Genomic DNA, 230 nt, shown 5'->3' on the forward strand with positions numbered 1-230 from the left:
GCTGCATACAGAACAGACTGAACACCGGGCATCGTAACAAAGCGGCTATTAAAAAAGGCCCTTGAGGGAACGGAGCCAACTCACCCAAAAATGTGTGGTAATTCACCCTGCCATAACTGTCGGCAGGCGTTCGATCCGCAGCAATAGCAACTAACTCACCATCTTCTACATATTGCGCAAGCCGTACCCCTAAATCTGGGGTAAACTCTGATATCTGAATGAGGTTAAGC

At 48.3% G+C, this 230-nt stretch carries 1 protein-coding gene; it reads right to left on the reverse strand.

What is annotated here, in order from left to right; all coding sequences use genetic code 11:
• Positions 1-230: hypothetical protein (locus tag Q4528_RS16605; RefSeq protein WP_368506769.1), on the reverse strand; the 230-nt coding region annotated here is incomplete at both ends.

Source organism: Staphylococcus pasteuri, assembly GCF_030547725.1.
In the GTDB taxonomy this organism is placed as follows: Bacteria; Bacillota; Bacilli; order Staphylococcales; family Staphylococcaceae; genus Staphylococcus; species Staphylococcus pasteuri.